We start from the raw sequence: 26,067 nt of genomic DNA, 5'->3' as shown, positions 1-26,067 counted from the left end.
GCCCCGTGATCCCCACCACCCGCACCCTGCCCGGAGGTATCCCCGTGCACCGCTTCTCCACGTCCCACCACCAGCCCCACCACGAGCCCCACCGCCAGTCCCGTCGCGTCCGGAACCTGCTGGTCACGGCGCTGGCCGTCGCCCTCGTCGCCTTCGCGCCCGGACTGGCCGCGCCCGCCGCGGCGGCCGACCGCACCGGCTGGGTGCGCGCCGGGCACCTCGCCCCGGGCACGCCCGACGCCGACATCACCCTCACCCCGCTCTCGGGCGGGAAGCCGGTGGTGCTCAGGGACGTCTCGTACCGTGACGTCACCGACTACGTGCAGGTGCCGACCGGCACCTACTCCGTCGCCTTCCGGGCGACCGGCTCCGGGGAGGACAGCCAGCCGATGATCCGCTCCAGCATCCGGGTGGGCGCGCAGTCCGCCACCACCGTCGTGGCCACCGGCGCCGAGGGCGACGCGAGCGTGCAGGTCGTCTACGACGACCTCACTCCCCCCTCGGCGGGCAACGCCAAGGTGCGGCTGGTCTCCGGTGCCACGGTGCCGGTGACCGCCCAGGTCGTCGACGGCCCGCTGCTGGCGCGGTCGGTGAACACCGGCGGGGCCACCGGGTACGCCGAGGTCCCCGCCCAGGCGTGGACGATCGACCTCTCCGCCCGTTCCGGTGACGCCACCGCGTCCGGCCGGGTGACCGTCCGCGCGGGCGGCGTCTACACCCTCTTCGCCCTCGACGACGGCGACGGCGGCCTGGAGCTCATGGCGGTCCGCGACAGCCAGGGCACCTCCACGATGCCCACCGGCGGCGTCGACACCGGCGGCGGTGGTCTCGCCGCCGACACCTCCGCGGACGCCTCGACCACCGGCACCTCCACGGCCGCCGTGGCGGGCACGGCCGCCCTGGCCGCACTGGTCGCGCTCGTCGCCGCCTCCCTCACCCCGGCGCTCGTCCGCGGCCGCCAGGCCCCCGACCCGGGAGGCGCCCGACGATGAGCCGCCTCAACGCGCCCGCCTGGACGATCCTGGTCGTCGGCCTCGTCCTCGTGGTCGGGGTGGCCGGCTTCGTCCTGACCGCGGGGGACGACGACGCAGGCCCGGCGCCCGCCTCGAGCACCGCCACGGACGCACCCACCGCGGCCGAGGTGTTCCTCGACGACTACGTCGACGACGACGGCCGCGTGGTGCGCCACGACCAGGGCGGCGACACGGTCAGCGAGGGCCAGGCCTACGCGATGCTCGTCGCGGTCGGCACCGACGACCGCGACACCTTCGACGCCGTCTGGTCCTGGACGCAGGAGCACCTCGTGCGGGCCGACGACGGGCTGCTCGCCTGGCGCTGGGCCGACGGTGCGGTCGCCGACCCCTCGTCCGCCTCGGACGCCGACCTGGACGCCGCCCGCGCCCTGGTGCTGGCCGGCCGGCTCTGGGGCGACGACGGCTACACGCAGGCCGGGGTGAGCCTCGGCCAGGCGATCCTGGACCACGAGACCGTCAGCACCCCGGCAGGGCTGGTGCTCGTGGCGGGCCAGTGGGCCACCTCGTCCGCCCCGTACTGGTTCAACCCCTCCTACGTCTCGCCCGCGGCCACCCAGGTGCTCGCCTCCGTCGACGACGACCCGCGCTGGACCCAGCTGGAGGAGGGCTCCGCGCAGGCCGTGCGCGCGGCCACGGTCGACGGACAGCTGACGCCGGACTGGGCCCAGGTGGACGACAGCGGCAACGCGTGGCCCACCTCGGCGCCGGACGGCTCCGCGCCGGTGTTCTCCTACGACGCGGCGCGCACCATCGTCCGCAACGCGGAGTCGTGCCGCGACGCCGACCGGGAGATTGCCGACGCCCTGGTCGGTGTCCTCGGCACCGGTGAGCCGTACGGCACCTACTCGCTGGACGCCCAGCCGCAGACCGGCGACCTCTCCAGCCTCATGGCCGTGAGCATGGCGGCCGGGGCCGCGGTCCGCGGGGACACCGCCACCGCCGACGCCCGGCTCCAGCAGGCCCGTGACGTGCAGGCCTCCTCGCCCAGCTACTACGGCGCAGCGTGGGCGGCGCTCGGCCCGTTGATGCTCACCACCGATGCCCTCGGCGGCTGCCCGCCGCTGGGCGGGGACGGCTCGTGACGGGCGCGCCCGCCCGTCGTCGTCCTGCTCGCGCACCGCTCGCCGTCCTCGTCGCGGGGCTGCTGCTCGCGCTCGTCGCGTGCGGCTCGACCTCCGGGACACCCGCCGGCACCGACGCCGGCAGCAGCGGCAGCGGCAACGCGGGCACCGCGACGAGCACCCCGAGCAGCTCGACGAGCAGCGCGCCCGACGACCTGAGCGTCCAGGGCCAGGAGGACGCGGCGGGGCGGCCCGTCCGGGTCCAGGTGCCCGCCCTCGGGATCGACGTCGCCGTCGGCCGTCTGGGCCTGCGCGACGACGGCGTGCTCGAGGCGCCACCGCGCTGGCAGCGGGCGGGCTGGTACGAGGGCGGCCCCCGACCCGGCGAGACCGGCCCGGCCGTCATCGCCGGGCACGTGGACTCGCCCACCGGCCCGGCGGCGTTCACGGGCCTGTCCGCGATCGCCCCGGGTGACCGGGTCGTGGTCACGGACGCGGCCGGCACGCGGCACGTCTTCGTCGTGACCCGGCTCGCCGACTCCCCGAAGGACTCCTTCCCGACCCGCGCGGTCTACGGGCCCACCCCGGACGAGGAGCTCCGACTCATCACCTGCTCCGGCGACTACGACAGTGACGCCGGCGGCTACCAGGACAACCTGGTCGTCTACGCGACGGCCGCGGAGGAGGGCGCATGAGCGCCAGGACCGACGAGGAGACCCTCACCCCGGGCGAGGGCACCGTGAGCCCCAGGCCCGCCCGCGCGGCCGCGACGGCGCGGCGGCTCGACCCCACGCGGTTCCTGCAGGGCGGCTACCGGCTGCTCGCCCGCTTCGGCACCGTCGGCGCGCTCTCGTTCGTGGTCGACGCCGGCGGCTACAACCTGCTGCGCCACGCCCTCGAGCTCGGGCCCGTCACCTCGAAGACGATCGCGGTGCTGCTCGCCACCACCGTGGCCTTCGTCGGCTCGCGCTCGTGGACGTTCGCCGAGCGCCGGCAGCGCCGCACCGACCACGCCTACCTGATGTTCGGGCTGGTCAACGGGGTCTCGCTGCTGCTCGGCGTGGGCTGCCTGGCCTTCTCCACCTACGTGCTGGGCCTCGACTCGCCGCTGGCGGAGAACATCAGCGGCAACCTCGTCGGCGTCGGGCTGGGCACGCTGTTCCGGTTCTACGCCTACCACCGGTGGGTCTTCCCCGGAGACCGGTAGCCCGTTGGGCGGGCTCAGTCCGGCTCCACCATCCGCTCGAAGGCGGCCCGTGCCCCGTCGAGGTAGCGGGCGACCACGGCGCGCTCGTCGTCGCTGAAGCCGGCGTCGAGCTCGGCGAGCACCGCGAACATCGGCATCAGGTGCCCGAGCACCTCCTCGCGGCCGGAGTCGGTGACGTGCAGCTCCACGCGGCGGCGGTCGCTGGGGTGGGGGCGACGCTCGGCGTGGCCGTGCTCCTCGAGCCGGTCGCCCAGGCCGGTGGCGGCCGCGGTGGAGACGCCGAGCAGGCGGGCGAGCTCGGCCGGCCCGGCCGGGCCGTCCACGAGCCGCTCGAGCGCGATCAGCTCGGACTCCCCGAGCCCGGCACGGCGGGCCACGGCCGGACGCACGCGCCCCGCCGCTCGCACGGCCGCGCGGAGGGCGAGGAGCGCGTCGGTCTGCTGCCAGCGGTCGACGAAGCCCGAGGCGCCCGCGCTGCTCATGCCCTCCGGGCCCTCCGAGGAGGACGCGGGTCCCCGTTCGGGTGAGGCCGGCGTGCCGTCGTCCATCGTTTCCTTAACCTGGTTAGCAATCAACGGACTGAATGATGCAGGTGAGTGTGACATGGGCGAGACACCCTCCTGGGCGACCTGGACCACCCGGCGTGGGTGGGCGTGGGTCGCCGCGCTGGTGCCGCTGCTGGTGGCCGCCGGCCTGATCGTGGGGCTGGGCACGGCGACCCGGACCTCCGCGGAGACCGACACCCTCCCGGCGGGCTTCGGCTCGACCGAGGCCGCCACGCTGGCAGCCTCCCTGCCCGACGACACCGGCGCGACGGCGATCGTGCTGTGGACCGCCGACGAGGGCGAGCTCACCGACGACCAGGTCGCCGCGCTCGCCTCCTCGCTCGGCGACCTCCCCGACGACGCGCAGGCCGCCCTGGGCTCCCCCCTCCCCTCGGACGACGGCACGGCGGCGTTCCTGCCCGTGGCGCTGACCGGCGGCTCGGCGACGGCAGTGGCCGACCAGGTCACCGCGCTGCGCGAGGCCCTGCGCGCCGACGTGCCGGACGGGGTCTCGGTGGCGGTCACCGGACCCGCCGCCATCCAGGCCGACCTCGCCGAGGTCTTCTCCGGGGCCGACGTGACCCTCCTGGCCACGACCGCGACGGTGGTGGCGATCCTGCTCGTGCTGACCTACCGCAGCCCCGTGCTGTGGGTGGTGCCGCTCGTGGTCGTGGGCCTGGCCGACCGGCTGGCCACGGTGCTCGCCACCCACGCGATGGCCGCCACCGGCCTGGCGTGGGACGAGTCGACCACCGGCATCCTCTCGGTGCTCGTGTTCGGCGCGGGCACCGACTACGCCCTGCTGCTCATCTCGCGCTACCGCGACGAGCTGCGGCGCGAGGAGAACCGGCACCGGGCGATGGCCCGCGCCCTGCACCGCACCGCCGAGGCCGTGCTCGGCTCGTCCTCGACCGTGGTCGTCGGCGTGCTGTGCCTGCTGCTCTCCCTCACCCCGACCACCCGCGGGCTCGGCCTGGCCTCGGCCGTCGGCGTCGTGGTCGCCGCGGTGATGGTGATGGTCGCGCTGCCGGCCGCGCTCGTGCTCTTCGGGCGCTGGGTGTTCTGGCCGAAGGTGCCGCACGTGGGCACCCCCACCTCGGAGGAGACCGCCAAGGTCTGGGGCCGTGTCGGCCGCGCCGTGGCCCGCCGCCCGCGAGTCGTGCTGGCCGCCGGCGTCGTGGTGATCGCGCTGGCCGCCTCCCCCGCGCTCGGCCTGCGCACCGGCCTCTCGGCCGCCGAGCAGTTCCTCGACACCCCCGAGTCGATCACCGCCGCCGAGCGGCTCGGGGAGTCCTTCCCCTCCGGCTCCTCGGAGCCGGCCACCGTGGTCAGCACCGACGACGCCGACACCGTGCTGGCGACGGTCCAGGCCTCCGCCGCGGTCAGCTCGGCCCAACCGAGCGCGAGCGGCGACGGCGTCACCCAGGTCGACGCCGTCCTGGACGCCGAGCCGGGCAGCGACGCCGCCGGGACGGCGGTGGAGACCCTGCGCGCCGACCTCGCGGACGCCGGCCTCGACGGCACCTACGTGGGCGGCTCGGACGCGGAGCGGATCGACGAGGCGGCCGCGGCCGGGCGCGACCGGCTGGTGATCTTCCCGCTCGTGCTGCTGCTCGTCCTGGTCGCGCTCGTGCTGCTGCTGCGCTCCCTGGTCGCACCCCTGCTGCTGGTCGCGACCGTGGTGGCCACCTACGGCAGCGCGCTCGGCCTCGGCTGGCTGCTGTTCACGCAGGTGCTGGGCTTCTCGGCGCTGGACGTCTCCACGCCGCTGTTCGCCTTCCTGTTCCTGGTGGCGCTGGGCGTGGACTACAACATCTTCCTCATCACCCGCACCCGCGAGGAGGCGGAGCGGCACGGCACCCGCGAGGGCGTGCTCCGCGCCCTGTCGGCCACCGGCGGCGTCATCACCAGCGCCGGCATCCTGCTCGCGGCGGTGTTCGCCGTGCTCGGCGTCCTGCCGCTGGTCGTGCTCGCCCAGCTCGGCGTCGTGATCGGCATCGGCGTGCTGCTCGACACGCTGCTGGTGCGCACGGTGATCGTGCCCTCGCTGGTGCTCACCCTGGGCGAGCGGTTCTGGTGGCCGGCCCGCCCGGACCGCAGCAGGCAGCAGGCCGGGAGCCCCCGGCACCTCGCCGACTGACACGGACGCACGACAGCGGGCCCGCGGCCGCGTGGCTGGAGAAGGGTCAGCTGATCATCACGATGCAGATCGCGAGCGCCAGGAGCGAGGAGCCGATGATCGTCCAGGTGCGGGCGCTGCTCATCCCGGCGAGCACGACGATGCCGGCGAGCACGGTGATGACCACCGAGGCGCCCAGCGCGGCCGAGCCCATCACCAGGCCGAGGCCGAGCACGACCATCGAGGCGATGAGGAACGTGTAGGTGACGCGGAGGCCGGCCTCGGGGTCGCGGGCGACGGCCTGCGCACCCGGCGGGGGCGCGTCGAGGTCGTGCTGGACGGGCTGGGGGGAGTCGGGGTCGGTCACGGTCGTGCTCCGGTGGTCGGCCCCGGCTCGGACGGGGCGGAGGGCGAGACGCGGCTGCATCTCCTGCTGTCCATTCTTTACCCCTCCGGTAGGGACTTACGTCCCCTCTTCGGCCAGCGTGACTGATCACTCCCGGCCGGGCGCATGACCCGATCGGGTCATGCGCCCTGGGGGGCACGGGTCTCGGGGCAGTCTGATCTGCCCCTCACCTGCACGTTCGTCACGATCAGGCCCGACCTGCGGGGGTCCCGTGGGTGGTCTCTCGCGGACTGGACCTCAGGTCCGGACCACTCCTGCCACCCCGCTGCCCGGCCGTGCCACGACCCCGGCGGACGGGGCCGGGGTGGTGCCACCACCCCCTTCGGGGCTCCGTCGCAGCCGGACGCGTGACGTCCGCGACCCCGCGAGGCAGGATGACGACGCCGTCCCCACAGGAGCAGCCGTGCACCTCTCCCCCCTGCGCACCACCCCGACCACCGCCCCCGTGCTCAGCTGGGCGACCCGGGGGCCGCGCGCCGCCCGGGCCGCCCTCGCCGCCCTGCCCTCGCCGCGCGCCGAGCTGCGCCGCACGGTCCGGTGGGCCACCCAGCACGGTCTGGCCGCCGCCGTCCTGCGTCGCGCGGCCGCCGACGGCGACCTCCAGGGCCTGATGGTCACCCGCACCGCGGGCTCGCTGGAGGCGCCCTACGAGATCGCCCGCGACATCCGCGAGAGCGCGCCGCTGCACCGCTCGCGGTACGCGTGGACGACGGCCGACCACGCCGTCGTCCGCGAGGTGCTGGCCCACCCCGACCTGCGCAGCGGCTTCCCGGAGCCCGAGCGCGGCCCGGTGGCGCGGCTGGCGGCCTGGGCGGGCGAACCGGATCGACTGGGCCCGCTGACGCCGCCGTCACTGCTGGTCACCGACGGCGCCGACCACACGCGCTACCGCCGGCTGGTGACCCGGGTGTTCAGCGCCCGCGCCGTCGAGGCGCTGCGGGCGCGCACGCAGGAGGTGGCCGCGCAGCTGGCCGCCGACCTGCCGCGCCACGTCGACGCGCGCGGCGAGGTCGACCTGGTCGAGGCATACTGCGCCCCGCTGCCGGTCACGGTGATCTGCGAGATCCTCGGCGTGCCCGCCGAGGAGCGGGAGCGGGTGCTGGCCTTCGGGCAGGCCGCCGCACCGTCGCTCGACCTGGGCCTGAGCTGGGCGCAGATGCGCCGGGTCGAGGTGGCGCTGGACGACTTCCGCACCTGGCTGGTCGGCCACCTGGAGCACCTGCGCGAGCACCCGGGCGACGACCTGATGAGCAGGCTCGTGGCCGCGCGCGACGAGGAGACCGGCGAGGGCCTGAGCCAGGACGAGCTGCTGGCCACCGCCGGCCTGGTGCTCGCCGCCGGGTTCGAGACGACGGTCAACCTGCTCTCCAACGGGCTGGTGCTGCTCACCGGGCACCCCGCCGCCCGCGCCGCCCTGGCCGCCGACCCCGACCTGTGGGGCAACGCCGTGGACGAGGTGCTGCGCTTCGACCCGCCGGTGCTGCTCACCGGACGGGCGGCGGCGACGGCCACGGAGGTCGCCGGGCAGCAGGTGCGCGCGGGCGAGATGATCTCCGCCGTCCTCGCCGGGGCCAACCGGGACCCCGCCGTGTTCACCGACCCCGACACCTTCGACGTCACCAGCGCCAACGCCCGCGACCACGTCTCCTTCTCCGGCGGCCGCCACTACTGCCTGGGGGCGGCGCTGGCCCGGATGGAGGGCGAGGTGGGGCTGCGCACCCTGCTCGAGACCCACCCGGACCTGGTGCTGAGCAGCGACCGACGGCGCCGCCCGACCCGCATCCTGCGCGGGTGGGCGACGCTGCCGGCGCGGCTGTAGGCCGGCTCCTCGGGGTCCGTCGCTCCGGCTCTACTCCTCCAGGTCGGCCGCGGTCTCGGCGGCGTCCTCCAGCGCCTGCGCGACCCGGCGGTGCGCCGCCCAGATCTCCTCGGGCAGCCGCTCGAACTGCGCGAGGTGGTCGGCGCGGAAGGTCATCTCCTGGCGCCACCGCTCGGTGTCGATGCTCAGCAGCGCCTCGAGGTCCGCCTCCGGCACCTCCAGGCCGGTCAGCTCCAGCTCCTCGGCGGTGGGCACGATCCCGACCGGCGTCCGGTGGCCGGTCACCTCGCCGTCCTTGAGGGCGAGCAGCCACAGCAGGGCCCGCAGGTTCTCCCGGTAGCCGGGCCAGCGGAAGTGGCCGTCCTCGGGATCCTTGGCGAACCAGTTGACGTGCGCGAAGACCGGCTGCTCGGTGGCCGCGCCGACGACCTCGAGCCAGTGCCGGGCGTAGTCGCCCTCCCCGTAGGCCAGGAACGGGCGCATCGACATCGGGTCGTAGCGCAGCTGGCCGTCGAGGCCGTCGGCGGCGAACGTCGCCTCGGCACCGAGGGTGAGCCCGTCGTAGACCCCCTCGGCCAGGTCGGTGACGGCCCGCACCAACGGCTCGCGGTCGCGGGTGCGGCCGCCGAAGATGATCGCGTCGACCGGCACGCCCGCCGGCGCCTCGAAGTCGGCCGCCACGTTGGGCACGTTCGCCAGCGTGGTGGTGAACCGGCTGTTCGGGTGGGCCCAGGGCGAGGTGTCGCCCGGCTCGCGGTCCGCGATCGCCTCGCCCTTCCAGTCCAGCCAGCCGGACACGTCGGTCGGCGGCTCCGGCGTCCGCCCCTCCCACCAGACCTCCTGCGTGGTGGGGTTGTAGGCGACGTTGGTGAAGATCGCGCCGCTGCCCGGGGTGATCGCCTCCAGGGCGGTGGGGTTGGTGGCGGCGTTGGTGTCCTTGGCGACGCCGAAGACGCCGAACTCCGGGTTCATCGCGTAGAGGCGGCCGTCGTCGCCGACCCACAGCCAGGCGATGTCGTCGCCGTAGAAGTCGACGCGGTAGCGCTCGCCCAGGGCGTCGGGGGCCAGCGTCATGGCGAGGTTGGTCTTGCCCGACGCGCTCGGGAAGCCGCCGGCCACGTGCCACCGCTTGCCGGTGACCGTGTCGGTGATGCCGAGCAGCATGAACTGCTCGGCCAGGAAGCCGCGTCCGCCCCCGACCCCGTGCTCGGCGCTGGCCCGCCCGTCGAAGCAAGCCTGGCGCAGGCCGTGGGCGATCTTGCCGAGCAGGGCGTTGCCGCCGTAGCTGGAGCCGAAGTGCAGGATCGTGCGCCGGTCGGCGACGGTGACGAAGTACCGCTGGTCCTCCGGGGTGCCCTGGCCGAGGTTCGGCAGGTCGCCGGTGACGTGGACGGCCTTCACGAAGTCCATCGGGTCGGGCAGCTCGTCGAGGTGCTCGATGCCCACGCGCGCCATGCGGATCATGTGCAGCACGACGGGGCGGTTGTCGGTCAGCTGGACGCCGGCGGCGTACTGCGCCAGCGGCGAGCCCTCCGGGCTCATCAGGTACGGCACCACGTACATCGTGCGGCCGGCCGACTGCCCGGCCATCCGGCGGATCTGCGCCGCGACCATCTCGTCGCCGCGCCGCCAGTTGTTGTAGACCCCGGCGTCCGTCTCGTCGTCGGTGGCGACGATCGTGCGCTCCTCGCTGCGCGCGGTGTCCTTGGAGTAGCTGCGCGAGTAGTAGAGGCCGTGCCCGGCCGGCTGGAGCTCACCGGCGTCCAGCGCCTCGGCGACCAGTCGCGCGTCGTCGAGGGCGGAGACCACCTCGACGCGGGCCGGCTCGGTGATCGTCGCCCAGTACTGCACGTAGGCGCGCACGTAGGGGTTCGTCACCCGCCCGACGTCGAGCGCCTCGTCGACGGCGGCCACGCTCACGGGGCCGGTCGTGTCCTGGGCCCTGCTGTGGCCGGCGGTGTCCTGGCCCGTGTCCTGGCTGGTGCTGGTCTCGGTGGAGATGTCCACGCTCATCGTGCTGCCCCGTCCTCGGCCCCTCGTCCTGGGCCGCTCTCGTCCTGGGCTCCAGCGAACCCCAGGAAGGTAAAGGCGGGGCAGGGACTTCAGTCCTCTCATCGGACGAGCGTGACCGTTGAGCGGACGAGCGGTCACCTCGGCGGGACGGGTGGGTGCGGGCCGGACGGGATACGACCCACCACATTCGTGGTTCGGCGTCGGCAAAAACCACGAATGTGGTGGGTCGTATCCCCTCGTCCGCCCGCCCCTTTCAGCCGGCGGGGCCTCAGCAGATGCGGGGCAGCTGCTCCCCGATGGGCAGGTCGATGACACGGGTGCCGCCGAGGCCGGTGCGGGCGACGACCATCCGCGGGTGCTCCTCGACGACGGTGCCGATGGCGGTGGCGCCCAGGCCGTAGGGGTGGGCGCGCATGGCGGCCAGGGCGGTCTCGGCGTGCTCGGCCGGCACGATCGCGACGAGCTTGCCCTCGTTGGCGACCTGCCAGGGGTCCAGGCCGAGCAGGCCGCAGGCGTCCTTGACCTCGGCGGGGACGGGCACGTCGCGCTCCACCACGTCGATCCCGACGCCGGAGGCCGACGCGATCTCGCACAGCGAGGCCGAGAGGCCACCGCGGGTGGGGTCGCGCAGCACGTGGACGTCGGCACCGCTGGCGAGCAGGTCGGCCACCAGCCCGTGCAGGGGCGCGGAGTCCGAGCGCACGCCGGTGCCGAACTCCAGCCCCTCGCGCACGCTCATCACGGCCACGCCGTGCACGCCGATGTCACCGGAGACCAGGACGACGTCGCCCGGCCGCGCCCTGGTGGGGCCGATCTCCACGCCGTCCGGCACGACCCCGATGCCGGCGGTGTTGAGGTAGACCCCGTCGCCCGAGCCGTGGTCGACGACCTTGGTGTCCCCGGTGACCAGCTGGACCCCGGCTGCCTCGGCCGCCTTGCCCATCGCCGTCGCGACGCGACCGAGGTCGGACATCTCCGTGCCCTCGGCCACGATGAACCCGGTCGAGAGGTACAGCGGCACCGCACCCGACATGGCCAGGTCGTTGACCGTGCCGTTGACCGCCAGGTCCCCGATGCAGCCGCCGGGGAAGAACATCGGCTTCACCACGTAGGAGTCCGTGGAGAACGCCAGCCGGCCGGCGGGGCGCGGCAGCACCGCCGAGTCGCCCAGCTCGCCGGGCGAGGCCGCGGCGAAGGCAGGCAGGAACAGGTTCTCCACCAGCTCCGCGCTCATCGCCCCGCCACCGCCGTGGCCCATCACGACCTGCGGGGTGTCGCGCAGCGGGGTCGGGCAGGTCCACGCCTCGAAGTCGAGGTCGTTGCTCATCTCGTCATCCCTCCTGTGTGGCGCGTCAGCGCGCGGTCAGCTCGAGGCGTCGGTAGGCGAAGTACGCGGCGCAGGCCCCCTCGGAGGAGACCATCGTGGCGCCGAGCGGGTTGCGCGGGGTGCACTCCTTGCCGAAGGCGGGGCACTCGTGCGGCTTGACCATGCCCTGGAGCACCTCGCCCGAGCGGCACAGCGGGGACTCGTCGGTGACGATGTCGGTGACCGAGAACCGCTTCTCGGCGTCGAACTCGGCGTACTTCTCGGCCAGCATCCAGCCGGACCCGGGGATGCGGCCGATGCCGCGCCAGGTGCGGTCGGTGACGGTGAAGACGTCCTCGAGCATCGCCTGCGCGGCCGGGTTGCCGGCGGCGGGGACGGCGCGCTCGTAGGCGTTCTCCACCTCGTGCCGGCCCTGCTCGAGCTGGAGGATCGTCTTGCGGATGCCCTCGAGGATGTCGAGCGGCTCGAAGCCGGTGACGACGATGGGGACGCGGTACTTCTCCGCCAGCGGCGGGTACTCGCCCGTGCCCATGACCGAGCAGACGTGCCCGGCAGCCAGGAAGCCCTGCACGCGGCAGGTCGGCGACTCCATGATCGCCGAGATCGCCGGCGGCACGAGCACGTGGCTGACCAGCAGGGAGAAGTTCGTCAGGCCCAGGCGGCGGGCCTGGTGCACCGTCATCGCGTTGGCCGGGGCGGTCGTCTCGAAGCCGATGCCGAAGAACACGACCTGCTTGTCGGGGTTCTCCACCGCCAGCTGCACGGCGTCCATCGGCGAGTAGACGACGCGGACGTCGCCCCCGCGGCTCTTGATCGTGAACAGGTCGCGGTCGGAGCCGGGCACGCGCAGCATGTCGCCGAACGAGCAGAAGATGACGTCCGGGCGTTCCGCGATCGCCAGCGCGCGGTCGATGGTCTCCAGCGGCGTGACGCAGACCGGGCAGCCGGGGCCGTGGATCATCTCCACGCCCTCGGGGAGCAGCTGGTCGATGCCGTGCCGGATGATCGAGTGCGTCTGGCCGCCGCAGGTCTCCATGATCGACCACGGCCGCGTGGTGATCGCGTGGATGCGCTCGAGCAGCTTCTTGGCCAGGTCCGGGTCGGAGAACTCGTCCAGGTACTTCACGACGCCACCCCCGGCTGCGTGGGGTCGGCCGCGGCCGGGTTGGGCATGCCCGCCTCCTGGGCGGCCAGCTCGAACCCGTCGCCGAACTCCTCCTCGAGGATGCCCAGCTTCTCGAACGTCTCCAGCGTCTCCAGCGCGGACTTCTCGTCCAGCCGCTGGATCGCGAAGCCCACGTGCACGATCACGTACTCGCCGACGGTGATGTCGGGCAGGTACGCGAGGCAGACCTTCTTGCGGGCGCCGCCGAAGTCGACGGCGGCCATGGTGGTGCCGCTCTCCTCGTAGACCTCCAGGACGCGACCGGGGACGGCCAGGCACATGGTGCTCTCCTCACGTGGGTGGTGCTGGGTGGGTGGTGGGTTCAGGTGGGCCGGTTCAGGTGGGGGCCGGCGTTCGCGCCAGGACGGCGGCACCGACCGCGGCCTGCCCGAGGCTGAGCCCGCCGTCGGTGCAGGGCACGACCCGGTGGGTCAGCACCTCGATGCCGTGGGCGCCCAGGCCCGTGGTGACGGCGCCGAGCAGCAGCCGGTTGACCCAGACGCCGCCCGAGAGCCCGACGCACGTGGCGTCGTGCTCGGCCACGAGGTCGGCGGCCAGGTCGACCAGCGCCGCGGCGAGGCCGGTGTGGAGGGCGAGCGCCAGGGCGGCCGGGTCCTCCCCCGCCCGCTGCCGGGTGGCGAGGTCGCGCAGCGCCCCGCCGACGTCCAGGCGGTGAACGTTGCTGCCGACTCGGCGCTGGACCAGGGGGAACGGAGCCGGGGCGGGCGCGGGGCCGTGCCAGCGACGGGCGGTCGACTCCAGCTCGATGGCGGCCTGCGCGTCGTAGGTGGTGCGGTGCCGCACGTCGAGGAGGGAGGCGACGACGTCGAAGAGGCGTCCGGTCGAGGACGTCTCCACGAACCCCTGGCCCGAGGCGTGGGCGCGCTCCAGGAACGTGCGCTCGGCGGGGCTCAGCACAGCGGCGACGGGCGTGCCGTCGAGGTCGACCCCGGCGTCGAGCAGGGCGAGCGCCGCGGTGCGGACGGGGTGGCGGACGCCGGCGTCGCCACCGGGCAGCCGCACGGTGCCGAGGGCGGCGAGCCGCTCGGCGCGGGTGCCGCCGTCACCCAGGAGCAGCACCTCGCCGCCCCACACGGACCCGTCGCAGCCGTACCCGGTGCCGTCCAGGACGAGGCCGAGCACGGGCTCGTCGAGGCGTCCGTGCTCGGCGGCGACCGAGGCCAGGTGCGCGTGGTGGTGCTGGAGGTCGTGGACGGGCACGCCGAGGTCGCCGGCGAACCGCTGCGCCCAGGCCCGGGAGGCGTAGCCGGGGTGCAGGTCGGCGACGAGCAGGTCGGGCTCGGCGCGGTGGAAGCGCAGCAGCGCGTCGGTGACCTGCTGGTGGTGCTCGCGTGCGGCGAGCGAGGCGAGGTCGCCGACGTGGCCGGAGACGTACGCGCGGCCGTCGCGCACCAGGGTGACGGTGTTCTTGGTCTCCGCCCCGGCCGCGAGCACGACGTCCTCGGTCCGAGCGCCGGGCAGCGGCAGGGCCTGCGGGGCCCAGCCGCGGGAGCGGCGGACGGGCACGGCGCCACCCGCGGGGCCACCCACGCCGGACCACGCGATCACTGAGTCCTCCACCGGCACCGCGATGGGCCGGTCGTGGGCCAGCACCAGGTCGGCCGGGCCCTCGGGGCCGCCGAGCCGGGCCAGCGCGTCCTCGTCGTCGACGCAGAGCGGCTCGCCGGAGACGTTGCCCGAGGTCATGACCAGCAGGGGCGGGGCGCCGGGAGTGCCGTCGGGGGCTGGCGCGAGCAGCAGGTGGTGCAGCGGGGCGTAGGGCAGCAGCACGCCGACCTCGTCCAGCCCGGGCGCTACCCCGTCGACCAGCGGCGACGCGGCGACCGCCGGCAGCAGCACGATCGGACGCTGCGGGCTCGCGAGCAGGTCGGCGGCACCGCCGACCTCGACCACCGTGGCGGCGACGTCGAGGTCGCGGGTCAGCACCGCGAACGGCTGGTCGGGGCGGTGCTTGCGCTCGCGCAGGGCGGCGACCGCCGGGGCGGAGGTGGCGTCGCAGGCCAGGTGGTACCCGCCGACGCCCTTGATCGCGACGACCAGCCCGCCGCGCAGGGCGGCGGCCGCGGCGGCGAGCACGGCCTCGGTGCCGACCGCGACGACGGCGCCCGAGCGGTCGTGCAGCCGCAGGGTCGGGCCGCAGTCGTGGCAGGCGATCGGTTGGGCGTGGAAGCGCCGGTCGGTCGGGTCGGCGTACTCGGCCCGGCAGGCCTCGCACATCGCGAACCCGGCCATCGTCGTGGCGGGGCGGTCGTAGGGCAGGTCGGTGATGATCGAGAGCCGCGGGCCGCAGTGCGTGCAGGTGATGAAGGGGTGCCGGTAGCGACGGTCGGTCGGGTCGTCCAGCTCGGCGAGACACGCGGCGCAGGGCGCGGTGTCCGGCGGGACCTCGGTGCGGGCACCGGCGCCGTCGGTCGAGACGACGATGCGGAAGCCCGCGGGGGCGTCCCCTTCCAGCGGCTCCGACTCCAGGGTCGACACCGACGCCAGCGGCGGCGCCTCGTCCACGAGCCGTGACCCGAAGGCGTCGAGGGCGGACGGCGCGCCCCACGCCTCGACCACCACGGACGTGGCGTCGTTCCACACCGACCCGCGCACGCCGAGGAGGGCGGCCAGCCGGGCGACGTGCGGCCGGAACCCGACCCCCTGCACGACCCCGCGCACGACCAGCCGCCGACCCTGCAGGTCAGCAGGCTCGGCAAGGGGCGTCGGGGTGCAGGCGGCGAGGCTCACGGACGGGCCCAGATCACCACGCGGTTGTTGCCGGAGTCGGCGACGGCGACCAGCTCGGGGCGGTCGGTGCCGGGCTCCGGGCGGTGCCAGTGCAGCCCGTAGGGCCAGCAGAACGTGTCGGCCGCGACCATCTCCCACCGATTCTCGCCGTTGGCGGCGTGGGTGCGCTGGCCGAGCACCGCGGTGGGCAGGGCGTCGCCGACCGCGTCGGTGCCGGCGAAGAGCAGGACGCGGTTGTTCGCGGTGTCGGCCACTGCCGTGCCGGGCGAGTCCCCCGTGACGGTGGCCAGCCCGTACGGGAACCGCATCCGCCCCGCCTGGGAGACGTAGGGGAACTCGGTGCCCGAGACGAGGTCGGGCTGGCCGAGGGCCGCGTCGGCGGGGGCGTCGGCCTCCGGGTGGGCGTCCCAGCGAAGGACGCGGTGGTTGCCCGCGTCCGCGACCAGGAGGCCCCCGGTGCCCGTGCCGGCGAGGGCGTGCGGCCAGCGGAAGGACGCGGGGCCGACCTCGCCGCCGCGGTTCTCCTCCCGCGCGTGCTCGTCGGGCTGGCCGAGCACGACGTCGGCGGGGCGCCCGTCCAGCGGCAGCCCGTCGCGCCAGATCAGCACCCGGCGGTTGCCGGTGTCGGCGACGTGGAAGCGTCCGTCGACCACCGCGATGCCGAAGGGCCAGTAGAAGGTGCCGGCGTCGGCCTCGCGGCCGGCGTTCGGCTCGACCTCGTCGAAGGACGCCTGGCCGATGACGTGGTCGGGCGGCGTGGCGGTCGCGGTGGGCACCGCGTCCCACACGAGCAGCCGGTGGTGCCAGGCGTCGGCGACGACGAGGCGTCCCTCGTGCACGAGGACGCCGGTGGGCAGGTACATCCCGTGGGCCGCGCCCGCACCGCCGGCGGCCGGGCCCTCGCTCGTCTCGTCGGGCTGGCCGAGCACGACGTCGGCGGGCGTGCCGTCGGCGGTGGGCAGCGTGTGCCAGATCAGCACGCGGTGGTTACCGGTGTCGGCGGCGACGACCATCGCGCCGTCGGTCCACACCGCGCGCGGGCCGTACAGCCAGGCGGCCGTCGGGCTGGCCGGCGGCAGCGCGAGGCCACCGGGCGAGTCGGCACCCAGGACGACGCGCGGCGCCCACCCGTCGTAGGTGGACGGCGCCTCGCCGGTGACCCCCAGCCCCGGCTGGTGACCGGCGTGGAGCGAGCCGGTCGCCATCACCTGGACCTTCACGAGCCTGCCCCCGACCCAGCTACGGAGCCGGCCGCGCTCGCCCCGACGGCAGCGTGCGCGCCGCGCACCCAGATCCGCCCGGCCTCGGCGCGCACCGGCAGCGGCTCCAGCTGGGCGCCGGGCATCGAGGTGCACTCGCCGGAGTCGGCGTCGAAGCAGAAGCCGTGCCAGGCGCAGGTGAGCGTGCCGGACTCGGCGTCGACCAGCGCGTTGGCCAGGCTGAGGCCCTGGTGGGCGCAGCGGTCGACGTAGGCCTGCACGCCCAGCCGGGTCCGCACGACGACCACGTCGGTGGAGCCGGAGGCGTCGACCGCGGTGGCGGTCCGCAGGTCGCCCGCACCGAGGTCGTCGGCGCCGGTGTCGGTCCAGCCGGCCTGCTCCAGCGACGCGGCCAGGGCGGCTGCGTCGGCGTCGTCCGCCTCGTCGCGCGGACGCAGCCCGATCGAGGAGAGCGGGATGACCGTCGGGGCGGGCTCGTTCGCGACCACCTCGACGCCCGTGAGCCCCGGGACGCCGGCCAGCAGCGCGGCCTCCACGGTCTCGCGCAGCGTCACCGACGCCATCGAGCAGCCGTTGCAGGCGCCCTCGAGGCGGATCCAGGCGACGCCGTCCTCCACCCGGTCCAGCGAGGCGTCCCCGCCGTGGGAGGCGAGCGTGGGGCGCACCTGCTCCAGGGCAGCGGTGGCGGCGGTCGTCGGGTCGGGCCGGATGACGCCGAGCACCGTCAGCAGCATCCGCACCTCGGGCACGTCGACGAGGCCGAAGAGCAGCTCCTTGCCGCGCGGGTCCTCCTTGAGCGCCCGCACCATGGCCACGACGCCACGCCTGTGCAGCTCGGTGTGGGCGGCCAGCGCCTCGTCCAGGACGTCGGCGGCGCCGGCGTCCGCCACGCGGGTCGTGGCCTCGTCCAACCGGCCCGCCAGCTCGTCGAGGGACAGGTCACCGAGCGGGGCGCTCATCGGCCGGCCCCCGGCCCGTCGGTCGGGCGCTCGCTCGCGTCGACCCTCGTGACGCGGCGCGGCGGAGGCACGGAGTCGCCGGCGGGCAGGTTGATCGAGACGCCCATGCCGGAGGTGGACGCGTCGGGCACGCCCATGCGGCTCATCGCCTCGGCCTGGCGGGCGAGGTCGTCGAGCCCCGCGTCGGGGTCGGTCACGGCGAGCCGGTGGATCTCGTCCTGGAGCCCGCGGACCGTCAGCGCGCCGTCGTGGTCGAGCTCGGTCTCGAACAGGTAGCGGGCCTCGGCGAGCACGGAGCGCGCCTCGTCAAGGACCCCGGCGTGGGCCAGCGCGTTGCCGAGGTTGGTCAGCAGCCGCGCCCGCCCCACCGCGTCCGAGTCACGGGTGCCTGACTCGACGACCTCCTGGTAGAGCCCGATCGCCTCGACGAGGTTCTCGGCCCGGTGGGTCGAGGGCGTGTAGACGAGCGCGTTGGCCAGGTTCAGCGTGGCGGTCGACCAGGGGCCGGGGTGGGCCTGCGGGGTGAACACGCGGCGGCACGCCCGCAGCGACTGAGCCGCGACGCCGAGGCGCAGCTGGTCGCTGGCCCGCGTCATGGGGATGGCGAGGTGGGCCGCGGCGAGGTCGAGCTGCACGGCCGCCCACACCAGCGGGGCCGTCTCCTCCGAGACCAGCCCGAGCGCGTCGTAGTAGTGGGCCATCGCCCGGCGGACGAGGTCGCCCTGGGTCGTGGGGTCCGTCGCCGCCGCGGCCTCCTCGTGCAGCAGCAGGCCCAGCTCGTGCAGCAGGCCCGCGCGCGTCTCGCCGAGGTCGGTGCCCGCCAGCCCGTCCGCGGCCCGCTGGAGCACCGTGGCCACGGTCGCGGTGTCCGCGCCGGTGGTGCGCAGCAGGGAGGCGGTGTTGCCCCGCAGCATCGCCGCCAGGGCGGGGCCGGCCGCCTGCGCGGCCTGCGCCGCGTACCCGAGCAGGGCTGCCGCCACGTCCGGGGCCTGCTGCTCCAGGGCGGCGCTCGCCCGCGCGGCCAGCACGAGCGCGCCGACCTCCGGCTCGGCGGTGACCTGGGCCGGCGTGGGCTCGGCGGGCACGTCGGCGCCCGGCAGGTCCAGGCTCCAGGCCACGACGTCGACCAGCGGTCGCAGGCCCTCGGGCAGCGCCGCGCGCACGTCGGCGACGTCGGCGGTGGCGGGGTCGAGCAGCCAGCGGTTGTAGGTCACCAGGGGGTCGCCCTCGGCGTGCGCCCAGGCGGCCAGGGCGGACGCGGCGTCGCCGGCGTGCGCGGCCGCGACCGGCGCCAGGCTGCGCGGCCAGACGGCCGGCAGGTGCCCGCCGGCCAGGCCGGCGCGGACCTCCAGCGCCGCCTCGTCCTCGCCGAGCAGGAGCAGCCCCTGCGGGAGCGCGAAGACCCCGAGGCCGCGGGGCGGCCGGGCGGCGGCGCGGCCGGTCGCGGCCACGTGCTCCTGCGTCGTCGTCATCGTTGCTCCCCCTCGTCCGGCACCCGCGCCGGGCGCTCAGCCAGTCTCGTCCCGATCCGGGTCCTCCGGGTCGGCCTTGCCCTCGTCCTTCACCGAACCTGCATCCCTCGTGCCGTCGGGCTCCTCCACCGGCACACGCCGGCGGTTGGCCGAGCGCTCCACCACGCGGGCGGCGGTGCGGGCCAGCGAGGCGCTGCGGTAGCCGGCGAGCCGGCGGCGATCGACGCCGTCGGGGCCCAGCACCAGCAGGTACACCGCCCACTGGCCGTGCTCAGCCACCACCTCGGTCGACACCTCGGGCACGGTCGCTCCCTCCGTCGCCGGGGTCGGGGCCCGCGTGGCGGGTCCGCAGGTCCACGCGCAGGACGCCCCGGTCGTCGTCCCAGTGTGCGCCGAGGTCGCCCGGCACCGCCACGGTCGCGCCCGCCCCGAACCCGAGCACCTCGGAGAGCAGCACGGACCGGTCGCCGGCCAGGTTCCGCTGCTTGAGCACGAGTCCGCCGTGGCCCGCGCCCGCGAGCGGCACCAGCTCGAGGACGGGCTCCTCGCCTGCCTCGTCCACCCGCGCCACCAGCAGCCCGCTCGGGAACCAGCGCTCGGCCTGCGACGCCGTCAGGTGCAGGGACCCCGCGTCGGTGAGCGTCACGTGCCCGGGCACCGGCGGGGCCGGGTACAGCTCGCGCTCGAGCAGGTCGGCGACCACGTCCACCTGCGCCTGGACCTCCGCGCTGAGCGGCTGCCCCGGCTGGAGCGACCCCGCCTCGCAGAGGATGACCTCGACGTCGGTGGGCGCCAGCGGGCCGAGCAGCCAGGCCGAGAGCGAGAGCGCGTGGTCCCACCGGAAGTTGTGGCTGTGCAGGCCCGCGAGCGGCGGCACCTCGCCCAGCTCGGAGGCGGGCATCCGGTAGAGCGTGCCCGGCGGCCTGCCCGTGGCGCAGGCGTCGACGAGCACGACCTTGGCGGCGCCGCGCATGCCGAAGGCGACGTCCATGCCGGAGGTGCCGCCGTCGACCAGGCGGACGCCGGCGGGGAACCCGCGCTGGTGCAGCGTGCGGATCAGCACCGGCCCGAAGGCGTCGTCCCCGCGCAGGATGTTGCCGCAGCCGATGACCAGCAGGTCGCAGGGCTCGGGTGCGAGGCCGTGGGGGCGCCCCGCCCCCCGGCGGGGGGGGGGGGGGGGGGGGGGGGGGGGGGGGGGGCGCGCGGGCCCCCCCCCCCCCCCCCCGGGGGGGGGGGGCCCCCCCCCCCCCCGCCGGGCCGATCGGACCCCCCGGACCGACCGGCGTCGGGGGGGGACGTGTCAGACCATCCCGTTGATGACGAAGTTGTTGAGCTCACGGCCCGTCTTCCCGTCGTAGGCGTGGACCGTGCAGACCAGGCAGGAGTCGAACGACCGTGCCACGTGGCCGAGCTCCACCGGGTCCTCCATGTCCTTGACCGGCGTGCCGACCAGCGCCTGCTCGATCGGCCCGAGCGTGCCCTCGCTGTCGCGGGGGCCGATGTTCCACGCCGTCGGCGTGATCACCTGGTAGTTGGCGATCTTGCCGTCCTCGATGACGATCCAGTCCTGCAGCGCACCGCGGGCCGCCTCGGTGGCACCCCACCCCTTGCCGTTCTCCAGCTCCGCCGGCTTGGTGTGGAAGGAGCCCTGGAGGTCGATGCGGGAGAGCCAGTCCATGACCCAGGTGAAGTACTTGGGCGCCTCGTGCATGCGGGCCATCTGGCGTACGAAGACCGACGGGCCGAGCTTCTCGAGCATGTCGATGAACAGCGGGTCGGAGTCCTGGTGGCCGGCCGGGTCGGGCGCGCCGGCCGCGACGCGGCGGGCCAGCGGACCGGCCTCCAGCGGCATCCGGCCCAGGTCGGGCACCTCGTAGCGGGGCGCCTTGGACCAGGTGTACTTGCCCTGCTCGCGGGACTTCACCGGGTCCAGCGGGTCGGTCTCGCCCTCCCACGGGTGCAGCGGGCGGTTGCCCTTGTAGTAGGAGTGCGTGACGTCCTCGGTGACGTTCATCTGGTCGTACTCGTAGTGGCGGCCCTGCGCGTAGACCCCGCCGCGTCCGACGAGCGCCGACTGACGGCCCTCGACGGTCGGGTTCTCGTACAGCGAGGGCTCCAGGTAGGTGCCCGGCGCGATGAAGCTGCCGCAGCCGGCGCCGTACTTGTCGAGGCCGATCTCGAGGGCGTAGCGGATGAAGAACCCGCAGTCGGAGTTGTACTGGCTCTCGTTCTCGTTGACCCAGGCCTGCATGTCCTCCCAGGTCTTGATCTCCATCCACCGCTCGAGGGAGCAGCCCAGCCACTCCTTCTCCAGCCAGTTGTCCTTCCAGTGGTGCAGGATCGCCGTGGCACGGGTGACGTCGGCCAGGTTCGGGGCGCTCATGACGCCGCCGGGGACCATGAAGGACGAGTGCGGCCACTGCCCGCCGAAGATCGCGTAGACCTCCACCGGCTTGCCGGAGAGCACGACGCCCTTCTGGTAGCTGGTGCCCACGTAGGGGGCGAACCGCCGCACGGCCTCGTCGTAGAGCGGGCTGCCGGCGTAGTTCTTGTTCACCAGGTCGATGGCGAACAGCGCGTAGAAGTACCGCGGGATCGACTGGAGGGTCTCGCAGGCCTGGGCGATGTTGCGGACGAGGGTGGCGTTCTGCGGCACGTGCGTCCGCCATGCCGTGTCGAGCGCGTAGCACGCCTTGTACAGGTGCGAGCCGCCGCAGATGCCGCAGATGCGCGGGGTGACGACGAGGCCGGCCTGCGGGTCCTTGCCGCGCAGGATCATCTCGAAGCCGCGGAACATCGCGGCCTCGGTCCACGCGGAGGTGACCACGCCGTCCTCGATGGTCACGCGCACGTCGAGGTCGCCCTCGACGCGACCCATCGGGGAGACGAACAGGTCCACGGCGTCCGCGGAGGAGTCGATGGCAGTCATGGTGCTGAGGTGTCCTTTCCCGACATGTCCGTCAGACGACGAACATGTCCTCCTTCGACCACGCCGGGGCGGCGATGCGGGCGGCGGCGGCGTGCGCCATGTAGGTGAGGTGGTCGGAGCCCTCCGGGACCTCGCGGGGGATCGTGCCGCTGACCTTCTGGGTCTTGAACACGGTGCCGGGCGCGAGGTCGAAGAACGGGAACTCCGGCTCGGTGCAGCCCAGGCAGGGCATGCCGGCGCGGGTCTTCGAGGACTGCCGGTTCCACAGGATGCGGTTGCACGGGCTGTGGGTCATCGGGCCGCGGCAGCCGAACTCGTAGAAGAGGCAGCCGGTGCGGGTGCCCTCGCCGAAGCTGAACGTCGACTGCTTGTACTCGAAGAACTGCACACGGGTGCAGCCGGTCTGGGTGAACGTCTTGAAGAACGTCTGCGGGCGGTGCAGGTCGTCCAGCGCGATGTCGCCGGCGCGGCCCGTCGCGAGCGCCACCAGGATCTGGGTGATCCAGTCGGGGTGCGCGGGGCAGCCGGGGATGTTGATGACCGGCAGGCCGGACTTCGAGCGCCACTCGGGCCCGAGGAAGCCGCCGCGCTCGCGCTTGTGGAACTGCAGGCCCGTGGAGTCGCTCGGGTTCGGCGACATCGCCGGGATGCCGCCCCAGCAGGCGCAGTCACCGATGGCGACGACGATGCTCGCGGCCTCGGCGAGCTCGCGGGCCCACTCGATCATCGGGCGGCCGGCGAACTCGTCCATGGTGCCGGAGCCGTCGGGGCCGCGGATGATCGAGCCCTCGAGCACGAAGATGTCGAGGTCCCGCTCGCCCGTGGCGCAGTCGCGGAAGATCCTGGTCGCGTTCTCGCCCAGCTCCATGCCGAGCGAGGGGTGCCAGAGCAGCTCCAGGCCGAAGTCGACGATGAGGTCGACGACGCTGGGCTCCTCGGCGTTGAGGAACGACATGGTGTTGCCCGAGCAGGCACCGGCCTGCAGCCAGAGGACTGAGCTCACTGCTTCTCTCCTAGTGGGTCCGGGTCGTCGCGCTCAGGCGCGGGGTGCGGAGGTGGGCGCCTTGGCCACCTCGCGGCCGATCGCCCTGGCGACGGTGGCGAAGTAGCTGATGGCGCGGTTGACGTCGGGGTCCTTGAGCAGCTTCAGCAGCGTCAGAGGCCCGCCCACCTCGACGGGGGACGCCTTGTAGTCCTCGCCGCCCTGGACGAGGCCGCGGGCCAGCACCGAGACCTGGTCGACGGCCTCGGGCGTGAGCAGGTCGGCGTTGATGAGGCGCACGGCGGCGCCGGCCACCTTCGGCACGTCGACGCTCAGCTCGCCCAGCAGCTCGTTCTCGCCCACCGTCGTCCGGGCGTCGGCGACGGCCTCCATGACGGACGCGCCGATGCTCTCCGAGCGGGAGAGGAACCCGTCGAGCCCCTCGAGCAGGACGGCGACGAGGTCGGCGTGCTCGAGCAGCAGGGCGAGGTTCGCGGCGACCTGCGGGTCGTCCAGGCGGGCGGCCAGCAGCGCGGCGGGCCCGTCGGTGCGCGGTTCCGTGACGGTCATGCGTGTCCTCCACGTCCGATGTCGGTGCCGGTAGCCCGGTGCGGGTGAGGACGAAGGTAGGTCGATGTGCGGCACCTCACTATCGGATCGGCGCAGCCACTGTCGTCATCGCGCAAATTCCTGGTCTCTACGCGCAAACGGGGTCATCATCGGGTGGCCGGGGCCACAGGGGGGTGGCTCCCACCGACCGCTGGGGGTGCGCCGTGGACGACCTTCTCGGGCGGGTGCGCCTCATCGACTCCACCCGCACGCGCGAGCCCGTGCGTCCTCGCCGGCGCTCGCGCGGGGTGCCCAACGCGCTGGCCGACCACCCGCTGGTCGACACCGTCGACCTGGCCGCCGCCGACGTGGCCGTCTCCCGGCTGCTCGGCCCCGCCCAGGTGCTGCCGCAGCCGCAGTGGCGCGACCGGTTCCGCTGCCGGCTCAACGCGGTGACGCTGCTGGACCTCACCCTCGCCCACCTCGACCTGGCGGTGCCCGCCGAGATCGGGGTGCCCGTCAGCCCCGACTGCGTCACCGTCCACATGACCTCCTCCGGCAGCGCGCGGGTGGAGGTGGACGGCGAGGAGCAGGAGCTCTCCCCGTTCCACGCCCTCGTGGTCTCCCCCGGCACCCGCTACCGGCTGACCATGGCCGTGGACTCCCCGCAGACGATCGTGCGGATCGAGCGGCCCGCCGTGGAGCGCCAGCTCTCCCGGATGCTCGGGCGCCGGCTGCCCGAGCCGGTCGTCTTCGACCCCGTCGGCGACCTCACCTCCGACGCCGCCGGCCGCTGGACCGGCGCCCTGTCGATGGTGTTCACCGAGGTGCTCAGCCCCGCCTCGCTGGTGCGCCAGGGCGTGGGCGCCGGTGCGCTGGAGGAGCTGCTGATCTCCTCCCTGCTCTACGTGCACCACTCCAACTACTCGGCCCTGCTGCGCAGCCCGGGCACGAGCGGACGACGGGCCGTGCGCCGCGCCGTGGAGTACATCGAGCGTCACCTCGCCGAGCAGATCCGGCTCGAAGACCTCGCCGAGTACGCGCAGATGAGCACCCGCTCGATCCAGGCCGGCTTCAAGGAGGACCTCGGCACCACGCCCGTGGCCTACATCCGCGACCGCCGCCTCGACGCGGTGCGCCGCACGCTCATGGAGTCGGTGCCCGGGGACGGGCTGACCGTCACCGGCGCCGCCTCGCGCTGGGGCTTCTCCCACCTCGGGTCGTTCGCGGGTCTCTACCGCGAGCGCTTCGGGGAGGCGCCGTCCACGACCCTCAAGGAGGCCGCCCGTGCATGAGCTCTCGCTGTGCCGGTCGATCGCCGGCATCGTCGAGAACGCCCGGGGCGGACGCGCGGTGGCGACCGTCCACCTGCGCGTCGGGCAGCTGCGCCAGGTGGTGCCCGAGACCCTGGTCTACTGCTGGGGCCTCGTCTCGGACGGCGGTCCGCTGGCCGGCTCCCGCCTCGAGGTCGAGTCCGTGCCCGTCGTCCTGGACTGCCGCGCCTGCGGCGAGACCACCACGGTCGCCCACGTCCTCGTGCTCACCTGCGCCGCCTGCGGCTCCGGCGACATCGTCGTGCGCACCGGCGAGGAGCTCCTGGTGACCAGCCTGGACCTCGCGCCGCCCACACCCGACCCCGATCCCACCCCGACCGAGCAGGAGGCTTGAGATGGGCCGTTTCCACCGTCACGACGACGGGACCGTCCACGATCACGAGCACAGCCACGACCACGACCACCCCGAGGACGAGCACGCCCCCGCGCACGAGCCGAGGGACCACGGCGACCACGGCGACCACTCGGCCTACGAGACCGGCACCGAGCGCATCGAGGTGCTGGAGCGGATCTTCGGCGAGAACGACCTGGCCGCCGCGTCCAACCGCGAGGCGTTCGACGCGGCGGGCGTGACCGTGGTGAACCTGATGTCCTCGCCGGGCGCCGGCAAGACCTCGATCCTGGAGAGGACGCTGGCGCACCTGCAGGCGGCCGGCGTGCGGGCGGGCGTGGTCGAGGGCGACATCGAGACCTCGATCGACGCCGACCGGCTGACCGGGTACGGCGCCCAGATCTCCCTGCTCAACACCGGCGACGGCTTCGGCGGCGAGTGCCACCTGGACGCGCCGATGGTCCGCCGCGCGCTGGACCGGCTCGACCTCGACACCCTCGACCTGCTGATGATCGAGAACGTCGGCAACCTCGTGTGCCCGGCGGAGTTCGACGTCGGGGCGCACCGCTCGGTGATGGTCTACTCGCTGACCGAGGGCGAGGAGAAGCCGCTGAAGTACCCGGTGATGTTCCGCTCCTGCGAGCTGGTGCTGCTCAACAAGGTCGACCTGGTGCCCCACCTGGACGCCGACCCCGCGCTCTTCGCCGAGAACCTGCGCAGGGTGAATCCCGGCGCCCGGGTCATCGAGGTCTCCGCGCGCACGGGCCAGGGGCTGGAGTCCTGGTACGACTGGCTGGCCACGGCCGCCGCCCCCGCCGGCGTCCCCGACCAGCTGGGGGTCTGA

At 74.5% G+C, this 26,067-nt stretch carries 24 protein-coding genes; 9 read left to right on the top strand and 15 right to left on the bottom strand.

Going from position 1 to position 26,067, the window contains the following annotated elements; all coding sequences use genetic code 11:
- Positions 1 to 5: 5 nt before the first annotated feature.
- The 4 genes from M8316_RS08405 to M8316_RS08390 are packed head-to-tail and all read left to right on the top strand — an operon-like array spanning position 6 to position 3,302.
- Positions 6 to 992 (top strand): DUF4397 domain-containing protein, encoded by a 987-nt coding sequence (locus M8316_RS08405; RefSeq protein ID WP_250053679.1) that lies wholly within the window; start codon positions 6 to 8, stop codon positions 990 to 992.
- On the top strand, positions 989 to 2,116 hold the full coding sequence (locus M8316_RS08400; RefSeq protein WP_250053678.1) for a family 8 glycosyl hydrolase: 1,128 nt from the start codon (positions 989 to 991) through the stop codon (positions 2,114 to 2,116). The genes M8316_RS08405 and M8316_RS08400 overlap by 4 nt, the downstream gene beginning before the upstream one ends.
- The gene (locus M8316_RS08395) at positions 2,113 to 2,790 is read left to right on the top strand and encodes a class F sortase (protein ID WP_250053677.1); all 678 of its coding nucleotides are present in this window, start codon (positions 2,113 to 2,115) and stop codon (positions 2,788 to 2,790) included. Before M8316_RS08400 ends, M8316_RS08395 begins: the two co-directional genes overlap by 4 nt.
- Complete coding sequence (locus M8316_RS08390; protein ID WP_250053676.1) at positions 2,787 to 3,302, top strand: GtrA family protein; 516 nt, start codon at positions 2,787 to 2,789, stop codon at positions 3,300 to 3,302. Before M8316_RS08395 ends, M8316_RS08390 begins: the two co-directional genes overlap by 4 nt.
- Before the next feature lie 14 nt (positions 3,303 to 3,316).
- On the opposite strand, the gene M8316_RS08385 is transcribed toward M8316_RS08390, so the two are convergent.
- The gene (locus tag M8316_RS08385; protein WP_250053675.1) at positions 3,317 to 3,784 is read right to left on the bottom strand and encodes a MarR family transcriptional regulator; all 468 of its coding nucleotides are present in this window, start codon (positions 3,782 to 3,784) and stop codon (positions 3,317 to 3,319) included.
- Between the two features lie 121 nt (positions 3,785 to 3,905).
- Here M8316_RS08385 and M8316_RS08380 point away from each other — a divergent pair, with 121 nt between their 5' ends.
- A complete protein-coding gene (locus M8316_RS08380) occupies positions 3,906 to 5,987 on the top strand; it encodes an MMPL family transporter (protein WP_250053674.1) in 2,082 nt (693 codons plus the stop codon).
- Positions 5,988 to 6,033: 46 nt separating this feature from the next.
- Here the strand turns inward: M8316_RS08380 and M8316_RS08375 are convergent, their stop codons facing one another.
- On the bottom strand, positions 6,034 to 6,333 hold the full coding sequence (locus M8316_RS08375) for a hypothetical protein (RefSeq protein WP_250053672.1): 300 nt from the start codon (positions 6,331 to 6,333) through the stop codon (positions 6,034 to 6,036).
- Between the two features lie 442 nt (positions 6,334 to 6,775).
- Here M8316_RS08375 and M8316_RS21050 point away from each other — a divergent pair, with 442 nt between their 5' ends.
- Entirely contained in the window at positions 6,776 to 8,191 is a 1,416-nt protein-coding gene (locus M8316_RS21050; RefSeq protein WP_250053670.1) for a cytochrome P450, read from the top strand.
- A 30-nt stretch (positions 8,192 to 8,221) separates the two neighbouring features.
- On the opposite strand, the gene M8316_RS08365 is transcribed toward M8316_RS21050, so the two are convergent.
- The 13 genes from M8316_RS08365 to M8316_RS08305 all read right to left on the bottom strand — a co-directional run bounded on the left by M8316_RS08365 (position 8,222) and on the right by M8316_RS08305 (position 23,579).
- Positions 8,222 to 10,204 carry a phosphoenolpyruvate carboxykinase (GTP) gene (locus M8316_RS08365; RefSeq protein ID WP_250053668.1) on the bottom strand — a complete coding sequence of 661 codons (1,983 nt, stop codon included), beginning with the start codon at positions 10,202 to 10,204 and terminating at the stop codon, positions 8,222 to 8,224.
- Positions 10,205 to 10,472: 268 nt separating this feature from the next.
- Complete coding sequence (hypE, locus tag M8316_RS08360) at positions 10,473 to 11,531, bottom strand: hydrogenase expression/formation protein HypE (RefSeq protein WP_250053666.1); 1,059 nt, start codon at positions 11,529 to 11,531, stop codon at positions 10,473 to 10,475.
- Positions 11,532 to 11,556: 25 nt separating this feature from the next.
- Complete coding sequence (hypD, locus tag M8316_RS08355; protein ID WP_250053664.1) at positions 11,557 to 12,657, bottom strand: hydrogenase formation protein HypD; 1,101 nt, start codon at positions 12,655 to 12,657, stop codon at positions 11,557 to 11,559.
- The gene (locus tag M8316_RS08350; protein ID WP_250053662.1) at positions 12,654 to 12,977 is read right to left on the bottom strand and encodes a HypC/HybG/HupF family hydrogenase formation chaperone; all 324 of its coding nucleotides are present in this window, start codon (positions 12,975 to 12,977) and stop codon (positions 12,654 to 12,656) included. Before M8316_RS08350 ends, hypD begins: the two co-directional genes overlap by 4 nt.
- Before the next feature lie 55 nt (positions 12,978 to 13,032).
- Complete coding sequence (gene hypF, locus M8316_RS08345) at positions 13,033 to 15,447, bottom strand: carbamoyltransferase HypF (RefSeq protein ID WP_250053661.1); 2,415 nt, start codon at positions 15,445 to 15,447, stop codon at positions 13,033 to 13,035.
- The gene (locus M8316_RS08340; RefSeq protein WP_250053658.1) at positions 15,444 to 16,667 is read right to left on the bottom strand and encodes an NHL repeat-containing protein; all 1,224 of its coding nucleotides are present in this window, start codon (positions 16,665 to 16,667) and stop codon (positions 15,444 to 15,446) included. Before M8316_RS08340 ends, hypF begins: the two co-directional genes overlap by 4 nt.
- Positions 16,664 to 17,626 (bottom strand): NifU family protein, encoded by a 963-nt coding sequence (locus M8316_RS08335; RefSeq protein WP_250053656.1) that lies wholly within the window; start codon positions 17,624 to 17,626, stop codon positions 16,664 to 16,666. Before M8316_RS08335 ends, M8316_RS08340 begins: the two co-directional genes overlap by 4 nt.
- Positions 17,623 to 19,098, bottom strand: a complete 1,476-nt coding sequence (locus M8316_RS08330) for a hypothetical protein (RefSeq protein ID WP_250053654.1) — start codon at positions 19,096 to 19,098, stop codon at positions 17,623 to 17,625. Before M8316_RS08330 ends, M8316_RS08335 begins: the two co-directional genes overlap by 4 nt.
- 36 nt (positions 19,099 to 19,134) lie before the next feature.
- On the bottom strand, positions 19,135 to 19,401 hold the full coding sequence (locus M8316_RS08325) for a hypothetical protein (protein WP_250053652.1): 267 nt from the start codon (positions 19,399 to 19,401) through the stop codon (positions 19,135 to 19,137).
- A complete protein-coding gene (locus tag M8316_RS08320; protein WP_308195980.1) occupies positions 19,370 to 20,206 on the bottom strand; it encodes a hydrogenase maturation protease in 837 nt (278 codons plus the stop codon). Before M8316_RS08320 ends, M8316_RS08325 begins: the two co-directional genes overlap by 32 nt.
- Before the next feature lie 192 nt (positions 20,207 to 20,398).
- Positions 20,399 to 22,027, bottom strand: a complete 1,629-nt coding sequence (locus M8316_RS08315) for a nickel-dependent hydrogenase large subunit (RefSeq protein WP_250053649.1) — start codon at positions 22,025 to 22,027, stop codon at positions 20,399 to 20,401.
- Between the two features lie 31 nt (positions 22,028 to 22,058).
- Entirely contained in the window at positions 22,059 to 23,030 is a 972-nt protein-coding gene (locus M8316_RS08310) for an NADH-quinone oxidoreductase subunit B family protein (RefSeq protein WP_250053647.1), read from the bottom strand.
- Between the two features lie 33 nt (positions 23,031 to 23,063).
- A complete protein-coding gene (locus M8316_RS08305; RefSeq protein WP_250053645.1) occupies positions 23,064 to 23,579 on the bottom strand; it encodes a DUF1641 domain-containing protein in 516 nt (171 codons plus the stop codon).
- 203 nt (positions 23,580 to 23,782) lie between these two features.
- Here M8316_RS08305 and M8316_RS08300 point away from each other — a divergent pair, with 203 nt between their 5' ends.
- The 3 genes from M8316_RS08300 to hypB are packed head-to-tail and all read left to right on the top strand — an operon-like array spanning position 23,783 to position 26,067.
- A complete protein-coding gene (locus M8316_RS08300) occupies positions 23,783 to 24,853 on the top strand; it encodes an AraC family transcriptional regulator (RefSeq protein WP_250053643.1) in 1,071 nt (356 codons plus the stop codon).
- A complete protein-coding gene (locus M8316_RS08295) occupies positions 24,846 to 25,226 on the top strand; it encodes a hydrogenase maturation nickel metallochaperone HypA (protein ID WP_250053641.1) in 381 nt (126 codons plus the stop codon). The genes M8316_RS08300 and M8316_RS08295 overlap by 8 nt, the downstream gene beginning before the upstream one ends.
- A gap of 1 nt (position 25,227) precedes the next feature.
- A complete protein-coding gene (gene hypB / locus M8316_RS08290; RefSeq protein ID WP_250053640.1) occupies positions 25,228 to 26,067 on the top strand; it encodes a hydrogenase nickel incorporation protein HypB in 840 nt (279 codons plus the stop codon).

This window comes from Nocardioides bruguierae (assembly GCF_023554635.1).
GTDB lineage: Bacteria > Actinomycetota > Actinomycetes > Propionibacteriales > Nocardioidaceae > Nocardioides > Nocardioides bruguierae.
This window is presented reverse-complemented; position numbering and strand designations above follow the sequence as displayed.